We start from the raw sequence: 23121 nt of genomic DNA on the forward strand, positions 1-23121 counted from the left end.
ACTCGGGCCGTCTCACCTGCGGACCGCTGCTCCCGCCAGACATCGTTCGGGCCTGGCGGCCCTCTCTGCCAGGCCCGCGTGGCCAAGAGCAAGGCCAGTACGGTGTGAGCCGTGCCGCCAGCGCTTACAGTCCTGGTCCGCAACCGGGACTTCCGCAACCTCTTCACCGCTGACCTGATCGGCCTGGGCGCCGACTGGTTCGTGATGATCCCGCTGCTCACCCTGCTGCCCCACCTCACCGGCTCCGGCCTGTGGGGCGCGCTCGTGCTGGCCGTGGACACCGGGGTGACGGCGCTGCTGCTGCCGTACACGGGAACGATCGCCGACCGCTTGGACCGCCGGCGCATCCTCATCGCCGCCGACCTCGCCATGGCCGGCTGCGCCATGTTCCTGCTGCTGGTCCGCACGGAGGCGACGGCCTGGGTGGCGCTGGCCGCCGTCGGCGCGATCGCGGTCGCCAAGGCGTTCTTCAGCCCCGCCGCGCAGGCCGCCCTGCCCAACGTCGTCGACGCCGAGGACCTCCCGGCCGCCAACGCCCTCGGCGGCTCGGCCTGGGGCACGATGCTGGTCATCGGTGCCTCGCTCGGCGGGATCGCGTCCGAGGCCTTCGGGGCGTACCCCTGCTTCGTCCTCGCCTCCGCCCTGCTGCTCTTCTCCGCCTTCCAGGTCTGGCGCGTGCGCCGCCCCCTGCAGGCCGAGCGCTCCGGCGACCCGGCCCGGGCGTTCACGGCGATCGCGGAGGCGCTGCGGTACGTCCGCGCGAACTCGAGGGTCGCCTCGCTGGTCACCGTGAAGTCCGCGGTCGGCCTTGGCAACGGCGTGCTTACGGTGTTTCCCCTGCTCGCGGCCGTGCTCGGGGCCGGCCCGCTCGGCACCGGCCTGCTGTTCGCGGCCCGCGGTCTCGGCGCCCTGATCGGCCCGATGGTCCTGCGCCGGGTGCTGTCCCACCGCGCCTGGCTGCTGCCGGGGCTGGCGCTGTCGATGTCGCTGTACGGCGTGGCGTATCTCGGCGTGAGCCTGACGACCTGGTTCCCCCTGGCCCTGGCCGGGGTCATCCTCGCCCACCTGGCCGCCGGGGGCAACTGGATGATGTCGAACTACGTGCTGCAGGCCGAGGTGCCCGACGCCCTGCGCGGAAGGGTGTTCGCCACCGACTTCATGCTGGCCACCCTCTCGGTCGCGGCCAGCCAGCTCGCGGTCGGCGCGTTCGTCGACACGGTCGACCCGCGCGTGCTGATCGCGGCCTGCGGCGCCGTGACGCTGTTCTACTCGGCCGCCTGGGCCGTGGTCACCCTGCGCCGCGACGATTCGCAGCCCGGCGGGAACCCGGCGCTCTCGACCGACCCCAGCCCCCCGAAGTAGGCGGCGAACAGCGCCCCGAGCGCGGCCACGCCCAGTAGTCGGCCACGCTCAGTAACCGACCGTGCCCAGTAAGTGGCATGGACGGCTCCGCGTCGATCGTGCGGGCGCCGAGGCGGCCCGTGAGTCGCCGGCCGCCGCGACCGCGCCGAGGTGGTCCGTGAGTCGCCGGCCGCCGCGACCGCGCCGAGGTGGTCCGCGAGTTCCCGGCCGCCGCCACCGCATACGCCGAGGCGGTCGCGCTGCCACGCCAAGTAACCGGCCCCGGGCACCGCCGACAGCCCGCGGGCGGAGCACAGCCCGGCCCAGGCCGGCTCGGTCGACGCCGGCAGGCACCCGGTCGCCGGCGCCGTCGCTGAGTCCGCCGCGGCGACGCACGAGACCTCCCGCCCTCGCGTGCCACCGTACCCACGCAGCCAGGGGGAACTTCCCGCCGTTGCGAGGGTGAGCTATCGTGGTGATATCACTTCGATAGCCCCTCAGGAGGAGTCATGGAGCGACGGGCGTTTCGGGTAGCCGGGTTCGTGATGCTCGGCGTGCTGCTCATCCTGGCGGCGCTCGGGGCCGTCGCCGCCGCGACGCTGTCCGAGGACACCGCCGCCCTGATCATCATCCTGCTGGCCCTCCTGGCAGTGGTCATCCTGAGCGGGTTCACGGTGGTCAACCCCAACGAGGCCCGGGTGGTGCAGTTCTTCGGCCGCTACGTCGGCACGGTTTCCGAAGCCGGCTTCCACTGGACCGTCCCGCTGAGCACGAAGCGCCGCCTGTCCCGCCGCGTGCGCAACTTCGAGACCGGCCGCCTCAAGGTCTCCGACGCCGACGGCAACCCGGTCGAGATCGCCGCGGTCGTCGTCTGGCGCGTGGTCGACACCTTCAAGGCCTCCTTCGGTGTGGACGACCACGTCTCCTACGTCGCGGTGCAGTCCGAGGCGGCCGTGCGGCACCTGGCGACCAGCTACCCGTACGAGTCGCACGGCGACGGCCGCTCCAGCCTGCGCGAGGGCAACGTGGTGAGCGAGGAGCTCACGACGGAGCTGGGCGAGCGGGTCGCCCTGGCCGGCGTGGAGATCCTGGAGAGCCGGATCACCCACCTCGCGTACGCCCCGGAGATCGCCCAGGCCATGCTCGCCCGTCAGCAGGCCAGCGCCATCGTGAGTGCCCGCTTCAAGATCGTCGAGGGCGCGGTCGGCATGGTGCAGAGCGCCCTGGAGCGCCTGGGTGAGCTGCAGGTGGTCGAGCTGGACGAGGAGCGCAAGGCCCAGATGGTCGCCAACCTCCTGGTGGTCCTGTGCGGCGACCGCAACGTCCAGCCGGTCGTCAACACCGGCACCCTCTACGCCTGAGCGATCCGGTCACCCGCGGGCGCCAGTCCCGGCGCCCGCCACCCGGACCTTTCAGCTCGCCGCCCACGCGACGACCGCGACACCGGCGACGCCTGATCAAACGCCAACGAGAAGCGCAGAGAACGGCGGGATTCGTGCCCGAGCGGAAGAAGCTGCTGCTGCGGCTGGACCCCCAGGTCTACGACGCCATAGCGCGCTGGGCCGGCGACGACCTGCGCAGCGTGAACGCCCAGATCGAGTTCGCCCTCCGACTGGCCCTACGGCAGGCCGGCCGCGACCCGAAACGCCTCCAACCCGCCCAGCCCGACACCCCCGACGACGCCGACGAGCCCGGCTGAGCGCTGCCCGGCCACCCGCTCGCCCTGCTGGGCAGCCCGACAGCCATGTCCCGCCGACGCTCACCGCGCTTCGCATGCCCCAGCGGGTCCGCCGGCCGCGGTGGGCGTGGAATCCTCCGACTCCAACAGCCCCATGGACCTCGCCTCCGGCACGGCGCCGCAGCGGTCCCGGTGATCCCGAGGATTGAGCATCGGCGTCCTCATGGTGAGATTGACCCATGGCCTTCCTGCCCCGCCCCGTTGTCGTCCGGGTGCCCGCGACCAGTGCCAACCTCGGCCCCGGGTTCGATGCCCTCGGGCTGGCGCTCACGCTGTATGACGAGGTGGAGGCGCGGGTCACGGACGGTGGCGTCACCGTCGAGGTTACCGGTGAGGGGGCGGGCGAGCTTCCCGGCGACGAGACCCACCTGGTCGTGCGTTCGATGCGGCGCGCCTTCGATGAGCTCGGCGAGCAGCCACCCGGCCTTGCGCTGCGATGCCGTAACCGTATCCCGCAGGCCCGCGGGCTCGGCTCCTCGTCGGCCGCGATCGTCGCCGGCATCGTGCTCGTTCGCGGGCTGGTCGAGGACGGACCCGCGCGCATGGACGACCGGGCCGCGCTGGCGCTGGCCGACGCGATCGAGGGACACCCCGACAACGTGGCGCCTTGCCTGCTCGGCGGCTTCACGATCGCGTGGACGGAGAACGGGGGCGCGGCCGCCGTACGCCGGGAGCCCGCAGCCGGCATTCGTCCCGTCGTCTTCGTCCCCGAGGAGCGCGGGCTCACCGAGGCGGCCCGGGCCGCGCTGCCCAAGACCGTTCCGCACGCCGACGCCGCGTTCAACGCCGGCCGGGCCGCGCTACTCGTGCACGCGCTCGCCGGTGACCCGGGGCGGCTGTTCGCGGCCACCGAGGACCGCCTCCACCAGGACTATCGGGCCGAGGGCATGCCGCCGACCGCCGGCCTCGTGGCCCGCCTGCGCGCCGAGGGCGTGGCCGCTGTTGTCTCCGGGGCCGGGCCGAGCGTGCTCGCCTTCGGCATCGACGGCTGGACCCCGGGGCCGGTGCCGGGTTGGCGTGTTCTGCCGCTGGACGTCGATATGACCGGCGCACGCCTCGGGAGTGACCTGGTATGAGGTACTCTGGAACACGCCGAGCGGGACCCTGTTGCCGCTGGCTGGCGGAGTTGATTACTCTCTAGTCCTAAGCAGCCGCTCCGTGCGGCGATCTCATGCGGGGCGGCGTGCTCCGAATTCCGTGGCACCCCTTTGCGCACGCCCGGCCGCCGACCCGCGTCTCGTGTGGTCGCGCGCGCACGGCCAGGGTCAACGATGCAAATAGTGGCGTCGAAGCCCACCGCAAAGCGCTGCAACACCTCCCGCACCGCTTGCCGAGGCGGGACATCGCAACACCTTTCCCGCGTCGCCGGTCGGGGCGGGACGGGGCAGGACCTGCCGCATCGCGCGTCGAGGCAGGAGGAGAGCAAGGCCTCCGCATCGCCGTGCCGAGGCGGGGAAAGCGCAAGGCCTCCGCGCCGCCGGCCGGAGCGGGAGCCGAGGCGAGAACCTCGGCCGCGCACCGGGGCGGAGCAGGGAACGACCCCGCGCCGCACGTCGGCGCAGGTCAGAGCAGGACCTCGCACCGCTGGCCGGGGCGGGGAAAGCAAGAACTTCCGCAACGCATGTCGGGGCGGGACAGAGCAGGACCCCGCACCGCTGACCGGGGCGGGGACAGCAACAACTTCCGCAACGCGTGCCGGGGCGGGGCAGCACGAAGCTCCGCAACACCTGTTGGGGCGGGGGCAGCAACAGCTTCCGCAACGCGTGCCGGGGCGGGACAGAGCAGGACCCGCAACGCTGACCGGGGCGGGGACGGCAAGAACTTCCGCAACGCGTGTCGGGGCGGGGGACAGTACGAAGCTCCGCAACGCATGACGGAGTGGGGACAGCACGAACCGCCGCAACACATGTCGGGGCGGGGACGGTACGAACCCGCAACGCATGACGGAGTGGGGCAGTAGGGACCCCCGCAACACGGGGATGGCACGAATCCCCGCAACGCATGACGGGGCGGGGACCGCACGAAGGCTCCGCGACGCATGACGGGGCGGAGACAGAGCAAGGCCTCTCGCTGTGCCTGGGCGCGGCGGGGGTGAGCAAGACCTCCGGCGCCGCACGGCGGGGCGGGAGCACCCGTGGGCCGCCCGGCCACCGTTCGTCGAATCGGGCTGCCCCGGCCTAACGAGGGAAGGAATCCATTGAGCGACACCACCGACGTCACGTCGGATGTCACCACCGACCGCGCCCCGGTCGAGGCCGACGCCGCTGAGCCCGGCGCGACCCGTCGGCGCCGCTCGGGCACGGGGCTGGCCGCCATGCTGCTCCCCGAGCTGCAGAGCATGGCCGCCTCGTTGGGCATCTCCGGCACGGCCCGGATGCGCAAGGGCGAGCTCGTGACCGCCATCCAGGAGCGCCAGGCGGGCGAATCCCGCCCGGCCGCCGCCACCACGACGGCAGCGCCCACCCGGACCCGCGCCTCGCGCAGCGCCGCTGCTGCCGCCGAGACCCGCACCGAGGCCCCCGAGGCGGAGTGGCCGTCGGCCACCGAGGTCACCGAGCCGCCCGTCGCCCGCACCCCTCGTCGGGCCACCCGGGCCGCGGGGCCGCCCGAGCGCCGCGTGCGCGAAGAGGCCCCCGCCGAGCCGGCCGCGGCCGCCGCGCCGCCGGTCACCGAGCGGGCCGAGCGCCCCAGCCGAGCCGAGCGGGCCGCCGAGCGCGCCGAGCGTGCCGGGGCGACCGAACGCGCCGAGCGCACCACGACCGAGCGGGCCGAGCGCACCACGACCGAGCGAGCCGAGCGGGCGGAGCGCGGCGAGCGGGCCGAGAGGGCCGAACGCGGCGAGCGTGCGGAGCGGGCCGAGCGTGGAGAGCGTGCGGAGCGCAACGAGCGCGGTGACCGGGCCGAGCGCGGCGAGCGCGCGGAGCGGGCCGAGCGCAACGGCGGCGAGCGCGCCGACCGGGGCGAGCGGGGCGACCGTGCGGATCGCAACCAGCGTGGTGGCTTCGACGACGAGGGCGATGACGACGGCAGCCGTCGCGGGCGGCGCAGCCGGTTCCGCGACCGCCGCCGGGGCCGCGACCGCGACGGCGCCGAGGCGACCGGGCGCGGCGGCAACGAGCCGCAGGTCAGCGAGGACGACGTCCTCGTGCCGGTGGCGGGCATCCTCGACGTGCTCGACAACTACGCGTTCGTGCGCACGACCGGCTACCTGTCGGGCTCCAACGACGTGTACGTCGCCATGTCGCAGGTCAAGCGCTACGGCCTGCGCCGCGGCGACGCGGTCACCGGGGCCGTGCGCCAGCCGCGCGACGGCGAGCAGCGGCGGGACAAGTACAACCCGCTCGTGCGCCTGGACACCGTCAACGGCATGGACCCGGAGGAGGCCAAGCGCCGCCCCGAGTTCTACAAGCTCACGCCGCTCTACCCGCAGGACCGCCTGCGGCTGGAGACCGAGCCGCACATCCTGACCACGCGCGTCATCGACCTGGTGATGCCGATCGGCAAGGGCCAGCGCGCGCTCATCGTGTCGCCCCCGAAGGCCGGCAAGACCATGGTGCTGCAGGCGATCGCCAACGCGATCACCCGCAACAACCCCGAGTGCCACCTCATGGTCGTGCTGGTCGACGAGCGGCCCGAAGAGGTCACCGACATGCAGCGCTCGGTGAAGGGCGAGGTCATCGCCTCGACCTTCGACCGGCCGCCGACGGACCACACCACCGTCGCGGAGCTGTCGGTCGAGCGGGCCAAGCGCCTGGTGGAGCTCGGCCATGACGTCGTCGTGCTGCTGGACTCGATCACCCGGCTCGGCCGCGCGTACAACAACGCGTCGCCCGCCTCCGGCCGCATCCTGTCCGGCGGTATCGACTCGACGGCGCTGTACCCGCCGAAGCGCTTCCTCGGTGCGGCCCGTAACATCGAGAACGGCGGCTCGCTGACCATCATCGCCACGGCGCTGGTCGAGACCGGCTCCACCGGTGACACGGTCATCTTCGAGGAGTTCAAGGGCACCGGCAACGCCGAGCTCAAGCTCGACCGGAAGATCGCCGACCGGCGCATCTTCCCGGCGATCGACATCGACCCGTCCAGCACCCGCAAGGAGGAGATCCTCCTCGCGCCGGACGAGCTCGCGATCGTCATCAAGCTGCGCAAGGTGCTGCACGCGCTCGACTCGCAGGAGGCGCTCAACCTCCTGCTGGACCGGCTCAAGAAGACCCGGACCAACGTCGAGTTCCTCATGCAGATCGCCCAGACCACGCCGGGCGAGTAGGCACCCATGACGCAAGCGCCCCCGGGAGACCCCGGGGGCGCTTGCGTATGACCGCTCAGCGGCCCTTGATCTCGCCGGTCGGGTCGGGCGGGTCGAGGATCTCGAAGATCTCGACCATGCCGCTGGTGCGCAGCAGGCGGTACACCGTCGGGCTCGGGCTGGCGAGGACCAGCGGCACCCCCGCGCTCTGGGCCCGCTTGTAGCCGCTGATGAGCACCGTCAGCGCGCTGGAATCCATGAACCACACCCCGGCCAGGTCGATGACCACCCGGATCGGCAACCCGTCGATCGCCCGGACCAGGGCCTCGCGCACCGCCGGGGCGGAAGTCACGTCGACCTCGCCGTGCACCGCGACCACCGCGCCGCCCTGGGAATCGGGCTGCACGCGGACTGGAGATTCCGCCACGCCATCAGTATCGGACGCCGCGCCCGCCCCGGCCATCGGAGGCCCGGCTCAGCGATGGCCGACCCTTCGGTCGCAAGACTGAGCAGCCGGACAAACCCAGCCGGATGGGCGGATGTTCAGTGACGCTTCTCTGGCGTACGGTGACGCAGATCGAACGATGCCCGCCGAGCCGCCGGCCTCGGCGCCGCGGAGGAAGGGTAAGGCGCGGCCGTGAGCATGCTGGGCGACCCCGACTTCGCCGCGATGGCCGAGGCCTTGGCGCCGCTCGCCGACCAGCTCAACCTGCCGGCGCTGCGCGGGATGATCCGCGAGGACCTCGACCGGCTGCTCGGCTACAAGGTCGACGCGCCGCGCGCGGAGCAGCCGAGGCTGAGCCTGCTGTTCCTGCTCAAGGAGTGCCGGCGCTTCCCGGGGGCGCTGCACACGCTGGCCGAGGTGCTGCAGGTGTACTTCCCGGGCGACCCCGCCATCGCCGCTTTCCAGGCGGAGCTGCGCGCCGTTCCCGAGCCCCTGCTGCAGCCCGGGGAGCGCCGCCGCCTGCTGCGCCTCGCCGAGCGGGCCGCCCGTGTGCCGATCGCCGGGGCCTACCGCGCGGCCGTCGGCCCGGTCGGGCCCGAGCGGCCCGAGGGGCTGCGCAGCGCCGGCGACGTCATGATGTACCTCGAGGGCCTGCTGCTGCCGAAGGACTCCCCGCCGCAGCTGCTCACCTTCGTCGCGGCGCTGGCCGCCGAGGCCGACGCGGAGCTGCGTGCCGAGCTGCGGGCCTGGCTGGAGGCGCACCTCGCGCGGCGGGGCGCCCCGGCGGAGTGGCTGGCGGCGCTGACCCCGGTCGCGGCCCGCGGCTCGCGCACCATCCTGGTCGTGCAGATCGAGCAGGACTGGGTCAGCGCGGGCTACACGGTGTCGGCCTGGTTCCAGGCCGAGGACGGGACGCCCGGCGTGAGCATCGCGGCCGGCGAGGAGGTCGTCGCCGAGGAAGGCCTGCCCGCCGAGATTGACCGGCACCTCAACACCATCCTCACGTCGTACGCGTACGACGCCAACGACGTCCTCGTCGAGTTCATCCTGCCCAAGGCGCTGTTCAACCTCCCGGTCGACCAGTGGCCGGTCGGCCCCGCGTTCCGGGCCGCCCCGCTGGAGCTCGGCGTGCGCCATCCGGTCGTGGTGCGCTCCTGGGACCGCGGCACCAACCCGGCACTGCGCCCCTACTGGAACACCAAGTCCAAGCGGCTGCGGGCGCACGGCCACCTCACCGACGCCAAGGCGGTGTACTGCCTGGATCGGCCGGAGCCGAACCTCAGCGCGCTCGGCTCCGAGCTGTGGGAGGAGCCGCGGATCTGCTTCATGCAGGAGTTCGCGCCCAGCGAGACGCCGAGCCTCGACGCCGACGAGCTCGGCGTCGCCGTCACGATGGGGCTGCCGGTCGCCGTCTGGTGCCGGCCCGGCTTCGACCCGCAGACGGCCGGGCGGCTCGACGAGGTCCTCGACGTCTCCAGCGTGGCCGAGCTGCCCGGGCTGGTGCACCGGCTGCGCCGCGAGGCGGTCCGCGGCCACGACCAGCACCCCCAGCCCGGCCGGCACCTCGCGCTGCTGTGGGACGAGTTCGGGCGCTGGCCCGAGGAGCCGGCGGATCAGTGGAAACACCCGACGTTGTGAAAGGTGCGCAGGGGTGAGCGGTGAGCCCACGGACAACGACTGGCTGATCTACCGAGGCGGTGACACCCGGCCGCACGACGGGGTCGCCACCCGCCTGCCGGCCCCGCCGCCGTGGCGCACCTTCGAGGGCGAACCGCTGGTACCACCGCTGGAGATCCCGTCCGACGACCTCCCGGACACGGCCGGCCGGCGCCTCGGGGTCATGGCCCGCAGCTACCGGCCCGACCCGCACACCGTCGCGCTCGTCAACGCCGCGCTGTACCTTCGCCGCCCGCTGCTCGTCACCGGCAAGGCCGGCGTCGGCAAGTCCAGCCTGGCCCGCAGCGTCGCCCGCGAGCTGCGCCTCGGCCCAGTGCTGCACTGGCCGATCACCAGCCGCTCGGCCATCGGCGACGGCCTCTACCACTACGACGCCCTGGCGCGGCTGCAGGAGGCCAACTTCCGCAAGCTCGGCGGCGACGGGCCGGTGCGGGTGCCCGAGACCGGCCGGTACATCCAGCTCGGCCCCCTCGGCACCGCGCTGCTGCCCACCGCGCTGCCCCGGGTGCTGCTCATCGACGAGATGGACAAGAGCGACATCGACCTGCCCAACGACCTGCTCAACGTCTTCGAGGACGGCGGCTTCGCGGTCCCGGAGCTCTCCCGGCTGCCCGAGGACCCGCCGGTCAGCGAGGTCACCACCGCCGACGGCCGGCGGGTCGAGATCCGCGGCGGCCGGGTCGCCTGCCACGCCTTCCCGTTCGTGGTCATCACCAGCAACGGTGAGCGTGAGTTCCCGGTCGCGTTCCTGCGCCGCTGCATCCGCCTCGACATGGCCCCGCCGAGCCGCGACCGGCTCGCCGAGATCATCGCCGCGCAGCTGGGCGAGGCGGCCCTGGAGCGCAGCGAGGAGATCATCGACCGGTTCCTGGACCGCCGCGAGAAGCGCGACATCGCCACCGACCAGCTGCTCAACGCCATCTACCTGGCGACCTCGGCCGGAAACGGCCGGCCGCTGGCGCCCGAGATGGAGCGCGCGCTGCTGCGGCCGCTCGGCGACAACGGTCAATGAGCCATTCGCCGGGTGTCCCCAGCGGCGGGAACGGGATCGCCCGACTGATCGCCGCCCTGCGCCGCCCGGCGGAAGCCGACGAACTCGCCGACGCGCTGTGGCTGGCGCAGCACCTGCCGGAGGGCGCCGCCGTGCGGGGGTCGCCGCCGGCCGAGCCGAAGCCGGCCCCGGTCGTGGTGCCGCCGCGGGACGGGGAGCCGGCCGGTGAGCCGGAGCCGGTCGTCCCGGCGGCGGCGCGGCACCGGGCGGTCACGGCCGGCCCGGGGTCGCCGGAGCTGTACCTCCCGCCCGGCGACGACGCCGGCCCGGCCGCCGCCCTGCCGGCCGCCCGCGTCCCCGCCGTCGCCGCGCTGCCCGGCACGCTCGGGCTGGTCCGCGCCCTGCGACCGCTGCGCCGCTCCCGGCCGAACCGGCGCCATCCGGTCGTCGACGAGCCGGCCACCGCCGCGCGGATCGCCGAGTCCGACCTGTGGCTGCCGGTCCTGCGCCCCGGCCGCCAGCCCTGGCTCGACCTCGCGCTCGTCGTCGACTCCGGCCCGTCGATGGTGCTGTGGCGGCGTACCGCGGCCGAGCTGCACCGGCTGCTCGAGCTGCTCGGCGCGTTCCGCGACATCCGGCTCTGGCGCCTGGACACCGCCGAGGAGACGGCCCCGGCCCTCTACGCCGCCGGCTCCGACACCCCACGCGACCCCGCCGAGCTGGTCGACCCGGCCGGGCGGCGGCTCGTGCTCATCGTCAGCGACTGCATCGGCCCGGCCTGGGGCGGCGCGATGGCCCCGCTGCTGGCCCGCTGGGGCGCCGCCGGTCTGGCCGCGGTCGTACAGACGCTGCCCCGGCGGATGTGGCGGCGCTGCCGGCCCGCGTTCCACCGGGTCCGCCTGCACGCGCACGGCCCCGGCGTGCCGAACACGCGGCTGCGTGTCGAGGTGCCCGACGGCTCGCTCGATCCGGCCGGGGCGGGCGTGGCGGTGCCGGTGGTCGAGCTCGATCCGCGCTTCCTCGGGCCGTGGGCCGCCCTGGCCAGTGGTACCGCCGCCGAACCCGTCCCCGGCTTCGCCCTGTTCACCGGGCGGCTCGCCGCGGAGCGCCCCGACGAGGAGCCCGCGGCGCCGGCCGTCCCGCCCACCGCCGAGCAGCGCGTCCGCGCGTTCCGATCGTCGGTCTCGCCGGCCGCGTACACCCTCGCCACCTACCTCGCGGCCGCCCCGCTGACCGTGCCGGTCATGCGGCTCGTACAGGCCGCGATGCTGCCGGACTCGCAGCCCGCGCACCTGGCGGAGGTGTTCCTCGGCGGCCTGCTGCGCCCGCGGCCCGACGCCGGCCCCGGCACCGACCCCCACGACGAGAAGGTCTACGACTTCCACGAGGGCGTGCGGGTGGTGCTGCTGCCCTCGCTGCACGCCACGGAGGCGCTGGAGGTCGTACGGCGGGTGTCGGCGTACATCGCCCAGCGACTCGGCACGCCGCTGGACTTCCGCGCCGTCGTCGCCAGCGGCGAGGTGGCCCGGCTGCGCGGCCTGGGCCGGCCGTTCGCCGAGGCCTCCGCGCTGGTGCTGCGCAGCCTCGGCGGCGCGCACGTGGAGCTGGCCGAGCAGCTGCTGCGGCCCGGGGAGGCGACCGGGTCGGCGGGGCCGGGCGGCGAAACGGACGACGGGCAGGAGCGGCTGGAGGCCGCCGAGACCGAGGGGGACGGTGCACCGGGTGGCGCGGGCACGGAATCGGCCGTGGAGCAGGATGTGCACGTGAGGACGCCGCAGCAGGTCCGCAACGCGGTACCGCCGCGCAACTCCGGCTTCGTGGGGCGCGAAGCGGTGCTCGAGGAGATGGCCCGCCGGCTGCGCTCCGGCCCGGTCGTGCTGCTGCCGGACGCCCAGCACTCGCTCGGCGGCACCGGCAAGACCCAGCTGGCGCTGGAGTACACGCACCGGCATTCGGGCGAGTACGACCTCGTGTGGTGGGTGCCGGCCGAGCAGGTCGCGCCGATGCGGGCGGCGCTGGCCGGCCTCGCCCGCGCGCTGCGGGTGCGGGAGAGCCCGGACCTCAACCGGACCCTGCAGGTGCTGCGCGTGACGCTGGAGCGCGGTGTGCCGTACCGCCGCTGGCTTTTGGTCTTCGACAACGCCAGCCGGCCCGAGGACATCGAGCCCTATCTGCCCCGCGGCACTGGCCACGTGCTCATCACGTCCCGCAACCCACGCTGGGCCGACGTCGGCCGCGTGATCGAGGTCGGCGCGTTCACGCGGGCGGAGAGCGTCCTGCTGCTGCGCCGCCGCAGCCCGTCGATCAGCAGCACCCAGGCCCACACCCTCGCCGTCCGCCTGGGCGACGTGCCCATGGCGATGGAGCAGGCCGCCGCGACCCAGAACGCGACCGGCTGGGCGGCGGGCGACTACGCCGAGCGCTACGACGAGCTGCGCCGCGACATGGGTGGCACGCAGCAGCGCCCGGAGTACCCCAGCCCCATCGTGGTGACGTGGAACCTCGCCTACAGCGAGCTCGCCGAGCGCAACCCGGGCGCGGCCCGGCTGCTCGACGTGTGCGCGTTCCTGGCCGGCGAGCCGGTGTCGTGGAACGTGCTGTGGGAGAGCCGCGGCGCCGGGCTGCCGGCCCCGCTCGGCTCGCTCGTACGCGTGGAGAAGGCGCTGCGCACGGCGCTGCGGGAGCTCGCGCAGTTCGGCCTGGCCCAGGTCGACCCGGCGCTTTCGTCCGTGCAGGTCCACCGCCTCGGCCAGTTGCTGCTGCTGGAGCGGCTCGAGGTCGCCGACTACCCGCGCTTCCAGCAGGCCGCGCACGACGTGCTCACCGCCGCCGACCCCGCCAAGCCCGACGACCCGTCGAGCTGGCCGCGATACGAGGAGCTCAGCGCCCACCTGCTCTACTCGGACCTGCTCGCCGGCGCGACGGACGAGTCCCGCCAGCTGATGCTGCACTACGTGCGCTTCCTGTTCGTGCGCGGGGACTACGACAGCAGCCGCGCGGTGGCCCGCAACGCCTTCGACCGCTGGCGGGTGGCCCTCTCCGACGAGCACGAGGACACCCTCTCGGCCGCGTACCACCTCGCCAACGCCCTGCGCGCCGCCGGTGACAAGGACGAGGCCGCCCAGCTCAACCAGCAGACCCTGGCGACCCTGCGCCGCGTCTTCGGCGACGACGACGAGAGCACCCTGATGACTGCCAACAGCGTCGGCGCGGACCTGCGCCTGCGTGGCGAGTTCGTCGCGGCGCGCAACGTCGACCTGGACAACCTCGACCGGTACCGCCGCCTCTTCGGCGAGGCCTACCCGCGCACCCTGCGCTGCGCCAACAACCTCGCTGTCGACATGCGCCTGCTCGGCGACTTCCGGCAGGCCCGCATCATCGACGAGCAGACCCTCATGCACCGCCGCCGCGTCCTGCCGCACCCGCACCCCGAGACCCTGTGGTCGCTCATCAGCCTGGCCCACAACCGCTTCGGGCTCGGCGAACACGAGGTCGCGATCGAAATCCTCACCGACGCCCTGCCCGCCCACGCCGACGCGTTCGGCGAGGACCATCCGGGCGTGCTGACCGGGATGCGCTACCTCGCGATGGCGCTGCGCCGCGCGGGGTCGCACGCCCGCGCCCGCAAGGAGTCCGAGGCGACGATGGCGCTGTGGCTGGAGAAGTACGGCGACCACAGCCCGGACTCGCTCTCGGCCGTGCTGACGTACGCCAACTGCGCCCTCGCCGCCGGTGAGCAGGCCGTGGCCCACGCCGCGGCCACCCGGGCCGTCGACGGCTTCACCGCGGTCCTCGGGCCGCGCCACCCCTTCACCCACGCGGCCGAGGCGACGCTGGCGGCGGCCGTGCGGGCCTCCGGCGACGCGGGCTCGGCCGCGGACCTGGATCGGCACGCGCTGGTGGGGCTGGCGCGCTCGGTCGGGGCCGAGCACCCGTTCGCGGTGGCGTGCGCGATCGGGTACGCCTCGGACCTGGCCCTGGCCGGGCAGGCGTCCGGCGCCGTGATCGCGTCGCGGGACACGGTGCGGGTGGCGCAGTCCGCGTTCGGGGTCCAGCATCCGGCGCTGCTCGTCGCCTCGTTCAACCACGCGCTCGACCTGCGGGCCGCGCACCCGGCCGGCGAGGACCGGGGCGCGGTGAGCGTGGCGGCCGAGGCCCTGCGGCGGCGGCTCGGCGACGCGCACCCCGACACCGTGGCGGCGCTCGCCGGGCGGCGACTGGAGTTCGACCTCGAACTGCCCGCGACCTGAGGCTTCGGGCGAAATATCCGGAACTTCGTGGCCGAAGTTCCGAATATTTCGGACTTATACCTCGCCGGGCGACAAATGATCGGCCACTGTCCGGTCGAGATCGCGTTGCGCCGGCCGGGCCGCCTGTTTCCCCTGCTCACGGATTTTTGTCGTACCCCTGTTCTAGGTTGTCCTCATGACCGAGGTGCTGAGCGCAACCGCCGAATCGCAGTGGCGTAGCCGATTGGACGTGGGTAGTGGATGGTCCTGGCGGGGCAGGCAGGCCCAAACCCCCGGGTGGTCGTGGAAGTGTTGCTGCGTCGGCGGGTAGGGCGGTGAGACCGGTGCGAGCGCCCGACGTGTCGGGGAAGACAGCGGATCTCAGGCGACCGCGTGCTCATCGCGGTGGGCTTCCAGCGCTGCCAGTGCGCGCCGGTGGGCTGTGCGCGGGACGGTGTCGCCGTGCCAGGCGGCCAGGCGGGCGCGCATGCCTGAGACGAGGCGGGTGCCGGCCGGGGACAGGGTGCCGGACGCGGCCAGGGTCTCGGCCGTCGCCGTGACCGCCAGGCGCCAGCGGTCGAACTCGAAGGCCGCGGTCTCGTCCTCGGTGCGCGTGAACTCGGTGCGCCAGAAGTCCGCGATCGCCAGATGGGCGTAGCAGCCGTGCAGCAGCGCGCCCGCCGGGCGGGGATCCGTGCGCCACGGGGCGTAGTAGCGGCCCGGTAGCGCGCCCGGCCGCAGGAGGTCGTGGAAGAACAGCAGGGCGTTGAGCTTGGCGTGCTGCTGCTCGTGGACCAGCCCGGCGGCCAGGCGGCGGGAGTCCTCGGGGAGCGCGAGCGCGGCCGCGCCGAAGGCGTCGCGGGACGTGGCGCTGCGGCCGGGGGAGGCGAGGGGCACCACCGCGGACAGGCAGCGGGCCATCGACCTCGCGTGCCAGGGGTGGTGGGTGGCCAGCAGTTCGCCGGCCTCGGCCGTGGCCGTGCGCCAGGCGGCGGCCTGCGCGGGGGAGAGGCGGGGGGAGAGGGGCAGGTCGAAGACGTCGCGATACGGGTCGGCGTCATCAAGGTGCAGCATCTGGGAACCGGCCCGGAGGCGGTGCGGGCCCGCGGCCGGGATGTGCGTGCCGGCGGGGAGGGGCCAGGTGATCTCGCGGCCGGCGGCGAGCGTCGCGGCGGCCGCCACGCCGTGGAGGTGGTTCAGATCGGCGGCGCGTCCCGCGGTCAGGCAGCGGATCGCCCAGGCGCCGATCAGCGGGTATGCCAGCAGGGTGTGGGCGTGGGGCTCGGCCTCGGCGAGGGCCCGCGACGGCTCGGCCAGGCCGGGGCGGGTGCGGGCCAGGTGGGCGGCCTGGCGGATGAGCAGGATGTGCTTGGTCACCTGGCCGGCGCGCAGCGTGTCGAGGACCGCGACGCCGCCGCGGCCCGTGGCCAGGTCGTCCAGGTCCGCGGCGGCGATCTGCAGAGCTCCGGCGGGCGCGTTCAGGGCGGCGGCCGATCAGATGCTCGAGTTGAAGCCGGCGACGGTCTCGTGCGGCTCGTCGATCTCGCCCAGGACCCGGCGGATGGTGTGGGCCAGCACGCCGTCACCCAGCGCACCGAGGTCGATGGAACGCAGGTCCAGGCCTTCCAGGGACGGAGCCGGAATGCCCGAAAGGTCCGTTAATGTCGCGCGCAGCCGGTCCGAGTTGTCCGGTTCGCTGCCATCCCCCACTGAGCCTGCCTTCACTGGGCGTCACCCATGTCTATCACCCGCGGCGCCCGCCCGCGCGCCGCCAGGATTCTGCCCGAAGCCCTCAGCCCGCGGCAATGATCCCGATCGGCGCGGCCGGTGCTCGAAAATTCACACAACGTGAGGCTAAAAGTCGCCCTCGGCCACCTGAAAGACCGTGAGGCCGAGGCCACGCCACATGCGCACCACCTGCTGGCGGTCGTCGAACACGCCGATCACGTGATACCGGCTGCGGATCTCCGTGTCGAAGATCTCGGCCTTGACCACCGAGTCGCGGCGCTGGTCGCCCGTCCGGCGCATGAACAGGGCGCGATACGGCACGGCCACGTGCCGGGCGAGCCACTCCTGCGTCGCCTCGCGGCAGTCGTCGCTGCGGCCCGAGCAGAACACGATCTCGTGGCCAGCGGCGTGCATGGCCCGCACGGCGGCGATGACGGGGGCGTTGGGCAGGTCCTCGCCGACGCGCGTCATGTCGTACGGGCTGCGGCCGTTGAACAGCGCCACCGTCCCGTCGATGTCCACGAGCACCGTGCGCGGCGCGTCCGGGGGCGGCTCGTAGGGCGCGCCCCGGGCGGTGTCGAGCACGGGCAGGGGCAGCGGCAGCGTGCGCCCCGCGAGGTACCGCTGATGCATTGATCTGATGACGTCCTCGCCGACGTGGCCGGTGCCGGTGCGCAGCGCGTCACGGCGGACGCACTCCTCCACCGGCACGTCGGTGAAGTCGCGCACCGTGAAGTGGGCGCCGCAGCGCGCGGCGAGCTCGGCGAACTCGCGCACCACGCGGCCGCGCAGGTTCGTGTCGTCGCAGACCACGTCGGAGCCCGCCCGCAGCAGGCCCTCGACGGCGGCGTGGTGCGCGGCCGTCACCTCGCGCTCGGCGCGGCCGCGGCGCTGCGGGTCCTCGACCGGGCCGCCGTGCAGCATGTGCCGCAGGTCGTCGCGGTTGACCCGGACCAGGTGTCGCTGCTGCTTGGCCCACGTGGTCTTGCCCGATGCGGGCAGGCCCCGGGTGATGGTGAGCGTCGTCAACTACTCGGCCTCCTCGCGGCCGGGCTCATCGCCGACGGCCGGGCGGACCTGCTGCCACAGCAACGGCCGGAAGTCCTTGCCGTCCAGGCGCAGGAACAGGCAGCCGCGCAGCGGGTGGCGGGACACGGCGATGGCGTAATCCTTGCGCGCCCAGCCCTCGGACAGGCCGGCCACGACCGCGGCGTGCTCCCGCTCGACCTCGGCGGCGAGCGCCTCGACCTGGGCGGTCAGCCCGGCGGCGATGCCGGTCGCCCAGGCGTGGAACTCGTCGGGCAGCGGCGCGAGCAGCTCGTCGAGGCGGCCCGCCACCATCGCCTCCCAGACCACGCGGGCGTTGAGGCCGGTGACGATGCGGTGCAGCCGGACGTACTCCGAATACTTGATCTTCAGCCGCGTGTCCGGCCCCGTGAAGTGCACGACCAGCCCCTCCCGGTTGTCGCGGGGCGGGGCGGCGAGCGCCTCGGCGAGCGTGGCGTAATCGAACGCCTCGACCACCGGGCCCGGCCAGTCCGGCACCGCCTGCGGGCCGTGGCTGCGGCCGGTGGCGATCTCCACGGCGCCCAGCAGCACCAGGTCGTCCAGATCACCGTAGTCCAGCACGATCCGGTTGGCCGGGTAGATGATCTCGAACAGCACCGTGAGGCCCGCCGGGGGCGTGAAGCGCCCGGCGTAACGCGAGCGCCACACCCGGGTCGCGTGCCGCGCCTGCCCGGAGTCGAACGAGCCCCGGGTCGCCACCGCCCAGCCCTGCGGTGTGGGGAACAGCACGCCGAGCGAGCCGTCCGCCTTGTCCGTCACCGAGACCGGCCCGTCGAGGTCGAGCTCGGGCGCGCCGGGCTGGTTGTGGTTGAAGAACTTCGCGAACGGCCGGGCGAGCACCTCGCCGTCGCGGGACACGACGAGCCCGCGGCAGGCCAGCGTCGCGGCGTTCCATACGCCCTCGTACTGCGTCCGCTCCGTGTAGTTGTGGATCAGCAACGGCAGCGCGGGGTGGGTCTGGGTGCGGATGTACCCGCCCCCGACCATCTCGGCCAGCAGCTTCGGATCGCAGAGTTCGTTGATGTGGAGGCTCATAGCGCGGTACAGCGTATGAGAGCCACGCTCGCGTGTGCGACGCCTTATCGGAGCGGGAATGCGGGCCGGGCGGGGGGCGTTACAGCCCTCGGTCGAGGTGCTGTGCGAGGGCATGGCAGACTTGACCGACGGCCATTTCAGGTTCCGGTTCACGTCCGCGGTTGCGGGCGACCCGGCGACCGACGAGCGAAAGGACCACGGCCATGAAGCCGGACATTCACCCGGAGTACGCGCCGACGCAGGTGACCTGCTCGTGCGGCAACTCCTTCACGACCCGCAGCACCGCCAAGGGCGGGCAGATCCACGTGGAGACCTGCTCGGTCTGCCACCCGTTCTACACGGGCAAGCAGCGCGTGCTCGACACCGCGGGCCGGGTCGCGAAGTTCCAGCAGAAGTACGCGAAGGTCCAGGCCAAGAAGGCCGGCAAGTAGCTGCGCTTCCGGCGCCCGCACCACGGTCCCTCGAGGGCGTGGGCGGGCGCCCTTTTTGATGTCCGGTTGATGGGGATGGAGGGGTGATGGCCGCCGACACTCGGCTCGCCACGCTGTTGGCGGAGTACCAGGAGCTTGAGCAGAAGCTCGCCGATCCTGGCATCCACGCCGACCAGGCGCTGGCCCGCAAGACCGGCCGGCGCTTCGCCGCGCTGAGCCCGATCGCCAAGACCGCCGGTGAGCTCGACCAGGCCCGCGAGGACCTGTCGGCCGCCCGCGAGCTGGCCGCCGAGGACGCCGCGTTCGCCGCCGAGGCCGAGGAGCTGCAGGAGCGCGTCCCGCAGCTGGAGGAGCGCCTCGCGGAGCTGCTCGCCCCGCGCGACCCCAACGACGCCAAGGACGTCATCCTCGAGGTCAAGGCCGGCGAGGGCGGCGAGGAGTCGGCGCTGTTCGCGGGCGACCTGCTGCGGATGTACCAGCGATACGCCGAGCGGCACGGCTGGGTGACCGAGGTGCTCGACTCGCAGGAGTCCGATCTCGGCGGCTTCAAGGACGTCGCGATCGCGATCAAGACCCGCGGCATCCCCGACGGCGGCAACGGCGTCTGGTCCCGGCTCAAGTGGGAGGGCGGCGTCCACCGCGTCCAGCGTGTCCCCGCCACCGAGTCCCAGGGCCGCATCCACACCTCCGCCGCCGGCGTGCTCGTCACGCCCGAGGCCGAGGAGACCGGCGAGATCGAGGTCGACCCGAACGACCTGCGCATCGACGTGTTCCGCTCCTCCGGGCCGGGTGGGCAGAGCGTGAACACCACCGATTCGGCGGTGCGCATCACCCACCTGCCGACCGGCATCGTCGTGTCCTGCCAGAACGAGCGCTCGCAGCTGCAGAACAAGGACCGCGCGATGCGCATGCTGCGCGCGAAGCTCGTCGCCCTGGCCGAGGAGCAGGCGGCGGCCGCGGCCGGCGACGCCCGCCGCTCGCAGGTGCGCACGGTCGATCGGTCGGAGCGCATCCGGACCTACAACTTCCCGCAGAATCGGATATCCGACCATCGGATCGGTTACACGGCGTACAACCTCGACCTGGCGCTCGGCGGTGAGCTCGACGGCGTGCTGGACGCCCTGGCCGAGGCCGACCGCAAGGCCCGCCTCGCGGGTGAGGACCAGCTCAGCCGGGGGTGACGGGCGTCTAACGCCGACGTCACATTCCGGAAACGGTGCAGCGTCACGCTGGTCTCGGGTAGCGTTTCGACGCGAACGAGTTGCACCCAACGTGAGCGCCGCCACCATCCGGGAGGGTAGCCATGCCGTCGTCGTCCCCCGTGGACATCTCCGCGGCGCCGCGTGCCGTGGTCGGCACCGCCGCCGAGCTGATCTTCCGCGTCGGCTGCTCGGTGCTGGGCGCCGACCGGGTCCCGACGGCGAAGGCGAACGCGTGGGCGGCGGTCTGCGCCGACCAGGAGCGCGCCCGGATCCGCGAGGAGAACGCCCGCATCCTGCTGACGCCCGCCGGCGTGGCGCGCTGACCACGCACCGTAACTGCAAGATCATCAGATTTGAATGAGCATGTTACGGTGGATAAGTCGGAGCGCCACCGCCGAGATCCGTGCCGTGACGACGAGCACGGGTCGGGTCCGCCTCTGGACGTCCGCATAGGAGACACGAAATCGCACGCCTGGCGGCACGGGCCTGTCACGGGTGCTCGCCAGGGGTGCCGCGGTGAGGGTTCGCGGAGTGTCAGGGGGCCGTGCGGGGTCGGGGGGTCTTGGCGCGCAGCATCGCGTGGTCGGCCGCCTCGAAGGCCTCGGTCACGCTGCCGAAGTCCTCGCCCGAAAGGCCGGCCCAGCCGATGGTCACGCCCACCGGGGTGCCGGGCACCAGCGCGTTCCAGTCCTCCGCGGCGACCGCCGACTCGATGCGGCGGGAGATCTCCCTCGCCTCGCCCTCCGAGGTGGTCGGCAGCACCACCACGAACTCGTCGCCGCCGTAGCGGGCCACGAAGTCGCCCTTGCGCATCACGCGGTTGAGCACGCCGGCGACGCGCTGCAGGACCAGGTCGCCCGACAGGTGGCCATGGACCGTGTTGACCTCCTTGAACCCGTCCAGGTCGCACACGCCCAGGGCCGCGTGGCCGCCGGCCGCCACCAGCTTGGTGATGTGCTCCTCCAGGTAGCGGCGATTGGGCAGGCCGGTGAGCGGGTCGGTCTGGGCCTCGCCGCGATGGAAGTCGACGCGGCGGACCAGGTCCTCGCGGTCCAGCAGCGCCGCGACGCCGTCGACGAAGAGGTCGCGCAGCAGGTCGAGCTGGGCGTTGGCGGCGCGGAAGGCGGCGCGGTCGGCGTGGTACGCCGAGCGGTAGTCGCCGGCCCCGAGGTGGGCGAGCGCACGCAGGCGGGGCAGCTCGGCGGCGCCCAGCGAGTCGTCGTTGACCTTGGCGGTCTCCAGGCGGGCCACGGCCTCGATCGGGCGGCGCTCGGCGATCGCCTGGCAGGCCGCGCCGAGCGTGCGCAGGTCCGCGGCGCGCGTGGACAAGCCCGCCGACTCCAGCAGCGGCCACGGGTCGACGGCGGGGACCGGGGCGCCGAGCGTGCCCAGGCGCACGGCCGCGTAGCCCATCGCCCCGCGCGCGATCGGCCGCAGCAGGGCCGTCTCGACGTCGCGGACGCGGCGCTCCAGGTCGGCGGCGATGTCGAGCAGGATGCGCAGGCAGCCCTCGCTGTCGCCGCGGTGGTCGAGGTCCAGGGCCAGGCGCAGCCGGATCTGCGGCGCCGCGAAGTCGGTGCCCGCGGTGGGCACGCCGACGTCGATCGCGACCTGCCGGGCCTGCTCCATGGCGGACAGGGCATGGCCGTGGAAACCGGTGTACGAATACGCCATCGCGAGGTTGTGCCAGCCCCACGCCGTCTGCTCGTCGGTGAGCTCGACCGCGGCGAGCGCCCGGGAGCCGTGCACCAGGGCGCGGACGCAGTGGTCGAGCGAGCCCCCGCGCAGGGCGACGATCGCGGCCAGGGCCTGCAGCTCACCGTATTGCCCGGGGTCCTGCACCTGGCGGGCGGCGGCGAGCCCGGCGTCCAGCGCGGCCGTGTAGTCCTCGGTGCGCCCCATGTTGATCAGCGCGACGAGCCGCAGCTTCAGCGCCTCGACCCGCTCCGCCGGGGTCTGCTCGCCGTGCAGGACGCGCTCCACGACCGTCAGCGCCTCGCCGAGGCGGTCGTCGAAGATGAGACGCCGGGCGCGTGCCAGCTCCGACGTGCGGTCGCCAACCGCCATCCGGGCCCCCTTCCAGCGCGCCCCATGATTATGGGGTGCACCGCCTCGAAGATGACACGCCCGAACGCGACTTGACCACGCTTTCGGTGACCCTCGCGGACGCGACCCGGACCCTCGCCGGGGCCGGCGTCGCCTCCCCGCGCGTCGACGCTGAGCTGCTGGCCGCGCACGTGCTCGGCATCCCGCGCTCGCGCCTGCTGACCGCCGCCGCGCTGACGCCGGCCCAGGCGCGCGCCTTCGGGGACCTCGTCGCCCGGCGGGCTCAGCGGGTACCGCTGCAGCACCTGACCGGCAGCGCGCCCTTCTACGGCCTCGAACTGGCGGTCGGGCCGGGGGTGTTCGTGCCGCGCTTCGAGACCGAACTGCTCCTCGAGTGGGCCCTCGGCCAGCCGGCGTCCGTCGTCGCCGACCTGTGCAGCGGCTCCGGCGCGATCGCCGTGGCCTTCGCCACCCACCGGCCCGCCGCCGCCGTCGCCGCCGTCGAGCGCTCCCCGGCGGCGCTTTCGTGGCTTCGGCGCAACGTGGCCGAGCACGCGCCCGGAGTCCGGGTGGCCGAGGGCGACATCGCCGACCGACGGGTGCTGGCCGACCTCGACGGCGGCGTGGACCTGGTGCTGTGCAACCCGCCGTACGTGCCGGCCGCGGCGCCCGTCGACGTCGAGGTGGCCGAGCACGACCCGCGCGAGGCGGTCTTCGCCGGTGACGACGGGCTGGAGCTGATGCCGGCGGTCGCGCGCACCGCCGCGCGCCTGCTGCGCCCCGGCGGCCGGCTCGGGATCGAGCACGACGACTCGCAGGGGGAGTCGCTGCCGGCGCTGCTGCGCGCGAGCGGGGACTTCGACGAGATCGTGGACCATCGCGACCTGGCCGGCCGGCCGCGCTTCACCACGGCCAGGCGGGTCTGACCCGTGACCCGCACCGCC

General features: G+C 73.8%; 18 protein-coding genes. 12 read left to right on the forward strand and 6 right to left on the reverse strand.

The window, feature by feature from the left end; all coding sequences use genetic code 11:
* Positions 1–111: 111 nt before the first annotated feature.
* The 5 genes from ACQPY0_RS07675 to rho all read left to right on the forward strand — a co-directional run bounded on the left by ACQPY0_RS07675 (position 112) and on the right by rho (position 7346).
* Positions 112–1362: an MFS transporter gene (locus ACQPY0_RS07675; RefSeq protein ID WP_432986337.1), complete on the forward strand. Its 1251-nt coding sequence runs from the start codon at positions 112–114 to the stop codon at positions 1360–1362.
* Between the two features lie 488 nt (positions 1363–1850).
* Positions 1851–2702 (forward strand): SPFH domain-containing protein, encoded by an 852-nt coding sequence (locus ACQPY0_RS07680; protein ID WP_432986339.1) that lies wholly within the window; start codon positions 1851–1853, stop codon positions 2700–2702.
* A gap of 134 nt (positions 2703–2836) precedes the next feature.
* Positions 2837–3040, forward strand: coding sequence for a hypothetical protein (locus ACQPY0_RS07685; RefSeq protein ID WP_432986341.1), 204 nt, complete (start codon positions 2837–2839; stop codon positions 3038–3040).
* A 218-nt stretch (positions 3041–3258) separates the two neighbouring features.
* The gene (thrB, locus tag ACQPY0_RS07690; protein WP_432986343.1) at positions 3259–4155 is read left to right on the forward strand and encodes a homoserine kinase; all 897 of its coding nucleotides are present in this window, start codon (positions 3259–3261) and stop codon (positions 4153–4155) included.
* A 1121-nt stretch (positions 4156–5276) separates the two neighbouring features.
* Positions 5277–7346, forward strand: a complete 2070-nt coding sequence (rho, locus tag ACQPY0_RS07695) for a transcription termination factor Rho (protein ID WP_432986345.1) — start codon at positions 5277–5279, stop codon at positions 7344–7346.
* 55 nt (positions 7347–7401) lie between these two features.
* Here the strand turns inward: rho and ACQPY0_RS07700 are convergent, their stop codons facing one another.
* On the reverse strand, positions 7402–7752 hold the full coding sequence (locus ACQPY0_RS07700; protein WP_432986347.1) for an STAS domain-containing protein: 351 nt from the start codon (positions 7750–7752) through the stop codon (positions 7402–7404).
* Positions 7753–7968: 216 nt separating this feature from the next.
* On the opposite strand from ACQPY0_RS07700, the gene ACQPY0_RS07705 reads away from it, so the two are divergent.
* The 3 genes from ACQPY0_RS07705 to fxsT are packed head-to-tail and all read left to right on the forward strand — an operon-like array spanning position 7969 to position 14688.
* Entirely contained in the window at positions 7969–9408 is a 1440-nt protein-coding gene (locus ACQPY0_RS07705) for an effector-associated domain 2-containing protein (protein WP_432995069.1), read from the forward strand.
* A gap of 13 nt (positions 9409–9421) precedes the next feature.
* Complete coding sequence (locus ACQPY0_RS07710) at positions 9422–10459, forward strand: AAA family ATPase (RefSeq protein WP_432986349.1); 1038 nt, start codon at positions 9422–9424, stop codon at positions 10457–10459.
* Positions 10456–14688 carry an FxSxx-COOH system tetratricopeptide repeat protein gene (gene fxsT / locus ACQPY0_RS07715; protein WP_432986351.1) on the forward strand — a complete coding sequence of 1411 codons (4233 nt, stop codon included), beginning with the start codon at positions 10456–10458 and terminating at the stop codon, positions 14686–14688. Before ACQPY0_RS07710 ends, fxsT begins: the two co-directional genes overlap by 4 nt.
* 360 nt (positions 14689–15048) lie before the next feature.
* On the opposite strand, the gene ACQPY0_RS07720 is transcribed toward fxsT, so the two are convergent.
* The 4 genes from ACQPY0_RS07720 to ACQPY0_RS07735 all read right to left on the reverse strand — a co-directional run bounded on the left by ACQPY0_RS07720 (position 15049) and on the right by ACQPY0_RS07735 (position 18498).
* Complete coding sequence (locus ACQPY0_RS07720; RefSeq protein ID WP_432986353.1) at positions 15049–16044, reverse strand: aKG-HExxH-type peptide beta-hydroxylase; 996 nt, start codon at positions 16042–16044, stop codon at positions 15049–15051.
* Positions 16045–16161: 117 nt separating this feature from the next.
* On the reverse strand, positions 16162–16377 hold the full coding sequence (gene fxsA / locus ACQPY0_RS07725) for an FxSxx-COOH cyclophane-containing RiPP peptide (protein WP_432986355.1): 216 nt from the start codon (positions 16375–16377) through the stop codon (positions 16162–16164).
* A gap of 144 nt (positions 16378–16521) precedes the next feature.
* Complete coding sequence (locus ACQPY0_RS07730) at positions 16522–17424, reverse strand: AAA family ATPase (protein WP_432986357.1); 903 nt, start codon at positions 17422–17424, stop codon at positions 16522–16524.
* The gene (locus tag ACQPY0_RS07735) at positions 17425–18498 is read right to left on the reverse strand and encodes an RNA ligase (RefSeq protein WP_432986359.1); all 1074 of its coding nucleotides are present in this window, start codon (positions 18496–18498) and stop codon (positions 17425–17427) included. It lies immediately after the preceding gene.
* Between the two features lie 203 nt (positions 18499–18701).
* Here ACQPY0_RS07735 and rpmE point away from each other — a divergent pair, with 203 nt between their 5' ends.
* The 3 genes from rpmE to ACQPY0_RS07750 all read left to right on the forward strand — a co-directional run bounded on the left by rpmE (position 18702) and on the right by ACQPY0_RS07750 (position 20454).
* The gene (gene rpmE / locus ACQPY0_RS07740; RefSeq protein ID WP_432986361.1) at positions 18702–18929 is read left to right on the forward strand and encodes a 50S ribosomal protein L31; all 228 of its coding nucleotides are present in this window, start codon (positions 18702–18704) and stop codon (positions 18927–18929) included.
* 86 nt (positions 18930–19015) lie between these two features.
* A complete protein-coding gene (prfA, locus tag ACQPY0_RS07745) occupies positions 19016–20110 on the forward strand; it encodes a peptide chain release factor 1 (protein ID WP_432986363.1) in 1095 nt (364 codons plus the stop codon).
* A 122-nt stretch (positions 20111–20232) separates the two neighbouring features.
* A complete protein-coding gene (locus ACQPY0_RS07750) occupies positions 20233–20454 on the forward strand; it encodes a hypothetical protein (RefSeq protein ID WP_432986365.1) in 222 nt (73 codons plus the stop codon).
* Positions 20455–20665: 211 nt separating this feature from the next.
* On the opposite strand, the gene ACQPY0_RS07755 is transcribed toward ACQPY0_RS07750, so the two are convergent.
* Complete coding sequence (locus ACQPY0_RS07755; RefSeq protein WP_432986367.1) at positions 20666–22198, reverse strand: diguanylate cyclase domain-containing protein; 1533 nt, start codon at positions 22196–22198, stop codon at positions 20666–20668.
* A gap of 35 nt (positions 22199–22233) precedes the next feature.
* Between ACQPY0_RS07755 and prmC the strand changes: the two genes are divergently transcribed.
* Positions 22234–23103, forward strand: coding sequence for a peptide chain release factor N(5)-glutamine methyltransferase (gene prmC, locus ACQPY0_RS07760; protein WP_432986369.1), 870 nt, complete (start codon positions 22234–22236; stop codon positions 23101–23103).
* The last annotated feature ends 18 nt before the right edge of the window (positions 23104–23121 follow it).

The sequence above is a fragment of the Dactylosporangium sp. CA-233914 genome (assembly GCF_050942935.1).
In the GTDB taxonomy this organism is placed as follows: domain Bacteria; phylum Actinomycetota; class Actinomycetes; order Mycobacteriales; family Micromonosporaceae; genus Dactylosporangium.